This is a genomic window from Mesorhizobium sp. M4A.F.Ca.ET.020.02.1.1, assembly GCF_004022645.1.
Lineage (GTDB): Bacteria > Pseudomonadota > Alphaproteobacteria > Rhizobiales > Rhizobiaceae > Mesorhizobium.
In genome coordinates this window covers 1-6,249 of sequence record NZ_RZOI01000347.1, presented here as the reverse complement: position 1 = coordinate 6,249, position 6,249 = coordinate 1, and the positions used below count along the sequence as shown (strand labels likewise).

The following is a 6,249-nucleotide window of genomic DNA, read 5'->3' as shown; positions in this document are numbered from 1 at the left end:
GAGCATCTGGCTGCCGCTGCGCGGCTCTTCGAGTCGGAGGAGCTGGATTTCGCCCCCCTGCGCGAGGCATGGCAGGAAATAAGATCCCGTCAGTCCAGCGCGACGCCACCCGTGCGATCCGTGCCGGCGTTTGCGGTGCCCCAGGCACCGGTCGCTCCGGCCGAGCCCGAGACATCGGCGACACGCCGCGCCTCGCTCGCAGTGATGCCGTTCGTCGAGCACGCCGGCACCGCGGATTTTCGTGGTGGGCTGGCCGACGGCCTGACCCATGACATCATCACCCGCCTCGCCAAGCTCAGGGATTTCTTCGTCATCGCCCGCGGCTCGGTTTTCGCTTTGGCCGAAAAGGACATCTCACCCGAGGATGCCGGGCGCCGGCTGAATGTCGACTACGTGGCAACCGGCTCCGTCCGCAACCTGTCGGGCAGGATCATCGTCGCGGTCGAGCTGGTCGAGGTGCGCACGGCCCGCATCGTCTGGGCCGAGACGTTCGAGCACCGGCCGGACGATATCTTTGTCGTGCTGGACGATATCGGCAACAGCATCGTGTCCTCCATCGCGGCGGAGGTCACCACGGTCGAGCGCAACCGGGCGATGCTGAAGGCGCCCAATTCGCTCAACGCCTGGGAGGCCTACCATCGCGGCCTCTGGCACATGTACCGCTTCACCCGGACCGAAAACGAGCTGGCCCACCAGTTCTTCGACATGGCGCTGAAGCAGGACCCGACCTTTGCCCGCGCCTATGCCGGCCTCTCCTTCACCCACTGGCAGAACGCCTTCCAGCGCTGGGGCGACCGCGACCAGGAAGCTGCGCTTGCCTTCGAAACCGCCGGACAAAGTCTTCTGGTCGACGAACACAATCCGGCGGCGCATTGGGCCATGGGCCGGGCGCTGTGGCTGCGCGGCGAACGCGACGGCTCGCTGCTCGAGCTGGAACGGGCCGTTGATCTCAGCCCCAATTTCGCGCTCGGCCACTACGCGCTGTCCTTCGTGCATTCGCAATCGGGTGATCCGCGCTCAGCGATCGGCTCGTCCGATCATTCGCGCCATCTCAGCCCCTTCGACCCGCTGCTGTTCGGCATGATGGGCGCCCGCGCCATGGCCCATGCCCGCCTTGGAGAGTTCGGCGAGGCGTCGGAATGGGCGCTGAAGGCTGCCGCCCGCCCCAACGCCCACATCATCATCCTGGCGATCGCCGCGCATTGCCTGGCGCTGGCCGGCCGGCAGGACGAGGCGCGCACTTTCGCCGCCGCAATCCGCAAGACCCTGCCGGACTATCGTGCCGACGACTTCATCGCCACCTTCCGTTTCGACCGGGACGCCGAAGCCATGTTCCGGCACGGCGCCAGGCGCATCGGCCTGAATTGATCTTTTGAAATCCGCCCCGCGCTGCGCCGCCACGGCCTACCGCAACAGCGGCCCGCCCGCCTTTCTCCACGCGTCGATGCCGCCCTGGATATGACGGGCGTTGGCGATGCCGACGTCCTGCGCCGCTTGCACCGCCATCGCCGAGCGTTCGCCGAAGGCGCAGTAGAACAAAAGCTGCTTGCTGGTCGATCGGGCGAGCTCATTGAGCATGCCGCCGGCGGCGATGTTCTCCTGCAGCCTGGGATAGGGCAGATGGATGGCGCCCGGGATGACGCCATGCCGCTCCCGCTCGGCGCTCTCGCGCAAATCGATCAAAGCCACGTCCGGCCTGCCGACAATCGCCAGCGCCTCGTCCGCCGTGACAGACCAGCCGCGCCCGGCGATCTCGTCCTGATGCAGCCCGACCTTCATGTTGGCCGGCACGGCGACGTCCATCATCTTCGGGTTGGCGAGCTTGAGGTTGTTCATGATCTCGACATACTCGTCCACCGACTTCACCTGCAGGCGCGGGTTGAAGGCTTTCTCCTCTGCGATGGTCGAGACCGTCTCGCCCTTGTAGTCATGCGCCGGGAAGATCAGTGTCTCGTCGGGAAGCTTGAGCAGGCGGCCGAAGATCGATTCGTACTGCTGGCGCGGATCGCCGTTCTGGAAGTCGGTGCGGCCGGTGCCGCGGATGAGCAGCGTGTCACCGGTGAACACCCGGTCCGGCAGGATGAAGCTGTAGGAATCGTCGGTGTGGCCGGGCGTGTAGATGACGTCGAGCGCTAGCCCCTCGATGGCAAGCTTGTCGCCGTCGGCAAGCCGCATCGACACCACGTCGGCCTTGGTCTGCTCACCCATCACTGTGACGCAATGCGTCCGGTCGCGCAGCGCGCCGAGGCCGGTGATGTGGTCGGCATGCAGATGCGTGTCCACCGCCTTGACCAGCTTGAGGTCGAGTTCGTTGACGAGTTGCAGATAGCGCTCGACCTTCTCCAGCACCGGATCGATGATCAGCGCCTCGCCGCCCCGGCGGCTGGCCAGCAGATAGGAGTAGGTGCCCGATGCCGAATCGAAGAGCTGACGGAAAATCATCCCTGCTGCATGCCCCTTGCGCCTGCCGCCCGCGGCGCGATTTGGCGCGGCAGGAATGATACTAGGGCACGGTTCCCGTCCCTGCCAGTCGTACCAAGGTGCCAACCGGCGCATCCGCGGCCGGCACCTTCGGCCGCGGCATCGTCGACTTGCGGGCGATTATCGCCGCAGCACGGCGCTCAGAACGTCGCGGATCCCGATCGCGCCGACGAAGCGCGACTGCTCGTCGAACAGCGCCACCGGCGCTGTCTGTGAGCGGTGCATGGCCAGCATCACCGTCTTCAGCGACGTGCCAGGCGTCGCCCAGAAGACCTGCGCCGTCTCCTCCGGCAGCCGCTCGACATCGGCACAGGACACCCACACCGCAGGCTTGCCGTCGCGTTCGGCGGCCGCCACCAGCCCGTGATCGTCGATCTTGAAGCGCGTCGTTTTGCGCCGGTCGAGCCATACCCAGCCGTCCTCGCCGTGGTCGAGGTCGCGGCGGTCGCGCATGACGTTCCAGGCCGTCAGCACCGACAGCGGATTCACGTTGGCGATGAAATCGCGGACATAGTCGTTGGCAGGCCTGAGCACGATGTCTTCCGGCGCGCCGGTCTGCACGATGCGCCCGCCTTCCATGATGGTGATGTGGCTGCCGATCTTCAGCGCCTCCTCGAGGTCGTGGCTGACGAAGATTATGGTCTTCTTCAGTTCCGCCTGCAGCTGCAGCAATTCGTCCTGCAGCTTGGTGCGGATCAGCGGATCGAGCGCCGAGAACGGCTCGTCCATCAACAGGATCGGCGCCTCGGTGGCGAAGGCGCGGGCCAGGCCGACGCGCTGCTGCATGCCGCCCGAAAGCTCATGCGCGTACTTCTTCGACCACTGGTCGAGATGGACGAGCTGAAGCTGCTTCCTGACCCGCTCCTTGCGCTCGGCCTCCGGCACGCCCGCGAGCTCGAGGCCGAAGCCGACATTTTCCTCCACCGTGCGCCACGGCAAAAGGCCGAACTGCTGGAACACCATCGCCACCTGCTTCTGCCGCAGGCGCCTGAGCGTCGCCTCGTCGCACGTGACGACATCGACCGTACGGTCGCCGTCCTTGACCAGAACCTGGCCGCGCGACACCACGTTGAGCCGGTTGACGGCTCTGAGCAGGGTCGATTTGCCGGAGCCGGACAGGCCCATGAGAACGGAAATCTCGCCCTCATGGATCGTCAGGCTGGCGCCCGCACAGCCAAGCACGTTGCCGGTCTTTTCGAGGATCTCGGCGCGGGTGGCGCCTTGGTCGATCAGCGCCAGCGAGCCGGCCTGGTCAGCGCCAAAGACGATGTCGACATTCTTGAAGTCAACGGCGACGGTCATTTCTTGCCTCCAACGCCAATGCGGGTCATCCGGTCGAGCACGATGGCGAGCACGACGATGGCGAGGCCGGCCTCGAGACCGAGGTCGATCTTGCGAGAGCCGAGCGCGCGGTTGATTTCGGTGCCGAGGCCGCCGGCACCAATGAGGGCGGCGAACACCACCATCGACAGCGACAGCATGATCGACTGCGTCAGGCCCGCCATGATCGTGGGCAAGGCAGAAGGCAGCTCTACCTTCCAGAGAAGCTGTCTCTTGGTGGCGCCGAACGCCTCGCCGGCCTCTACGATCGACTTCGGCACCGAAGTGACGCCGAGATGGGTAAGACGAACCGGAGTGGGAATGACGAAGATGATGGTGACGATAAGGCCGGGCGCGTTGCCAAGCCCGAACAGGGTCAGCACCGGGATGAGGTAGACGAAGGTGGGCAGCGTCTGCATCAGGTCGAGCACCGGCAGCATGAAGCGGTAGATCTTCGGCTTGTGCGCGGCCCAGATGCCGAGCGGCACGCCGATGGCCATCGAGGCGGCCGCCGCGGCAACCACCAGCACCAGCGTCTCCACGGTCTGCTTCCAGAGGTTCTGGTTCAGGATGAACAGCAGCCCGATAAAGACGGCTACCGCCAGCCCTCTCGATCGTTGCAGAAAATAGGCGAGCAGCGCGATCAACGCGATGAGGAAAACTGGCGGTATCAGCAGCAGCCCGTCCACCAGCCCGTCAAGCAGGAAATTGAGGCCGTTGGAGAAGGCCCTGAAAATGGTGTCGAAATTATCGGTGAGAAAGCCGAAGAAGGCCTTTCCCCACTGACCTATGGGTATCTTGTAGCCGACCAGGAATTTCGAAATAGGATCCATCTCGCCCCTCTTTGACTTGCCGCCTTTGCCGGACGGTCATCTTCTCACAGCTTAACGCATGTCGCCCAAAAGTGCGCAGCGGTTTTGGGAAACGACAGGCGGACAAACACTTTGAAGCGCGTCGCTTGAATCCGTCTCAGCGCGACGCGCATTAAGAAAAAGGGCAGCCTATTCTTGATTGGCTGCCCTTCCTGATCGGTCACGCCGAACGCAAGTCGGCTCAGCTCCCGAGCGCGGTCTTGACCGCGGCCGCCGCGTCGCCGCCATCGAAGGTGGTCACGCCGGCGATCCAGGGGGCGATTGCATCGGGATGCTTCTTCAGCCAGTCGGTCGCGACCGTGTTGGCGTCGCCGCCCTTGAGGATCGCGTCCATCATCTCGCCTTCCATGTCCAGGTTGAACTTCAGGTTGGCGATGAACTTGCCGGCATTCGGGCACTCGGTGGTGTAGCCCTTGCGCACGTTGGTATGCACGGTGGCTGCGCCGAAGCCGCTGTCGCCCATGCCCTCGAGATAGGTGATCTTCATGGCGCCCATCACCGGATGCGGCGTCCAGCCGAGGAAGGCAATCCACTCATTGCTTTTCATCGACTGCTCGGCCTGAGTCAGCATGCCGGCTTCCGAGGACTCGACCAGCTCGAAGCCCTCCAGATTGTCCTTCGGGTTCTTGATCATGTCGAGAATGATGCGGTTGCCGTCATTGCCGGCCTCGATGCCATAGATCTTGCCGCCGAACTTGTCCTTGAACTTGCCGAGATCGGTCAGCGTCTTGACGCCGGCGTCCGCCACATAGGTCGGCACGACGATGCCGTAGCCGGCCCCGCTGAGGTTTTCACTGATGGTCTCGACCGAGCCGTCGGCGGTGTAGTCCTTGATGTCGTTGGTCATCGACGGCATCCAGTTGCCGAGGAAGACATCGAGGTCGTTATTCTTCAGCGACGCATAGGTCACCGGCACCGAAAGCTGGATCACCTGCGGCTCATAACCGAGCGCGGTGAGCAGCACCGAAGCGAGGCCGGTGGTGGCCTGGATGTCGGTCCAGCCGACATCGGACAGGCGCACCGCCTTGCAGCTCGCCGGATCGCCGGCAAAGGCAGCGGTGGTGGACAGAAGAGCCGCCAGGCCAAGACCGGCGACGAAGGAATTCATACGCGACATTGATAATCTCCCATTGCGATTCTTTTTGGCACGGCGAAGTTACGGTCTGTGTCTCCGCCTTGTTTCGTCAGCCAAACACCATTTTGCTGCGGTTTCAAGCGTTGCCACATCACGATGAACGGCGCGCGCTGGCCGATCAGCGACACGCCGACGCTTTTCGGACAGCGCGGCTTTTTCAGGGGAATGCGACAGCGCCCCCTCCCCGCCGTGCTGCAACTCGGCTTAAAAGGCGGCATGGCCAAGCTCTATTTCAACTACGCGACGATGAACGCCGGCAAGACGACGATGCTCTTGCAGGCGTCCTACAACTACCGGGAGCGCGGCATGACCACCATGCTGTTCATCGCTGGACACTATCGCAAGGGCGACAGCGGGCTGATCTCGTCGCGCATCGGCCTCGAGGCCGAGGCCGAGATGTTTCGCGACGGCGACGACCTGTTCGCCCGTGTCGCTGAGCAC

Annotated in this window: 6 protein-coding genes and 1 pseudogene; 2 read left to right on the top strand and 5 right to left on the bottom strand. The window is 64.1% G+C overall.

The window, feature by feature from the left end; all coding sequences use genetic code 11:
- Window positions 1-1,368, top strand: a 1,368-nt coding sequence (locus tag EN742_RS20600; RefSeq protein ID WP_128333212.1) for a transcriptional regulator, incomplete at its 5' end; no start/stop codon positions are given.
- 36 nt (window positions 1,369-1,404) lie between these two features.
- Here the strand turns inward: EN742_RS20600 and EN742_RS20595 are convergent.
- The 5 genes from EN742_RS20595 to EN742_RS38200 all read right to left on the bottom strand — a co-directional run bounded on the left by EN742_RS20595 (window position 1,405) and on the right by EN742_RS38200 (window position 5,936).
- On the bottom strand, window positions 1,405-2,442 hold the full coding sequence (locus EN742_RS20595; RefSeq protein ID WP_126058640.1) for an MBL fold metallo-hydrolase: 1,038 nt from the start codon (window positions 2,440-2,442) through the stop codon (window positions 1,405-1,407).
- Window positions 2,443-2,601: 159 nt separating this feature from the next.
- Window positions 2,602-3,783 (bottom strand): choline ABC transporter ATP-binding protein, encoded by a 1,182-nt coding sequence (gene choV / locus EN742_RS20590; RefSeq protein ID WP_126058639.1) that lies wholly within the window; start codon window positions 3,781-3,783, stop codon window positions 2,602-2,604.
- Complete coding sequence (gene choW, locus EN742_RS20585) at window positions 3,780-4,634, bottom strand: choline ABC transporter permease subunit (RefSeq protein ID WP_126058638.1); 855 nt, start codon at window positions 4,632-4,634, stop codon at window positions 3,780-3,782. Before choW ends, choV begins: the two co-directional genes overlap by 4 nt.
- A 220-nt stretch (window positions 4,635-4,854) precedes the next feature.
- Window positions 4,855-5,790 carry a choline ABC transporter substrate-binding protein gene (choX, locus tag EN742_RS20580; protein ID WP_126058637.1) on the bottom strand — a complete coding sequence of 312 codons (936 nt, stop codon included), beginning with the start codon at window positions 5,788-5,790 and terminating at the stop codon, window positions 4,855-4,857.
- Window positions 5,778-5,936 (bottom strand): hypothetical protein, encoded by a 159-nt coding sequence (locus EN742_RS38200; RefSeq protein WP_189347317.1) that lies wholly within the window; start codon window positions 5,934-5,936, stop codon window positions 5,778-5,780. The genes choX and EN742_RS38200 overlap by 13 nt, the downstream gene beginning before the upstream one ends.
- A gap of 88 nt (window positions 5,937-6,024) precedes the next feature.
- Here EN742_RS38200 and EN742_RS20575 point away from each other — a divergent pair.
- A pseudogene (locus tag EN742_RS20575) lies at window positions 6,025-6,249 on the top strand (thymidine kinase); the annotation flags it as partial.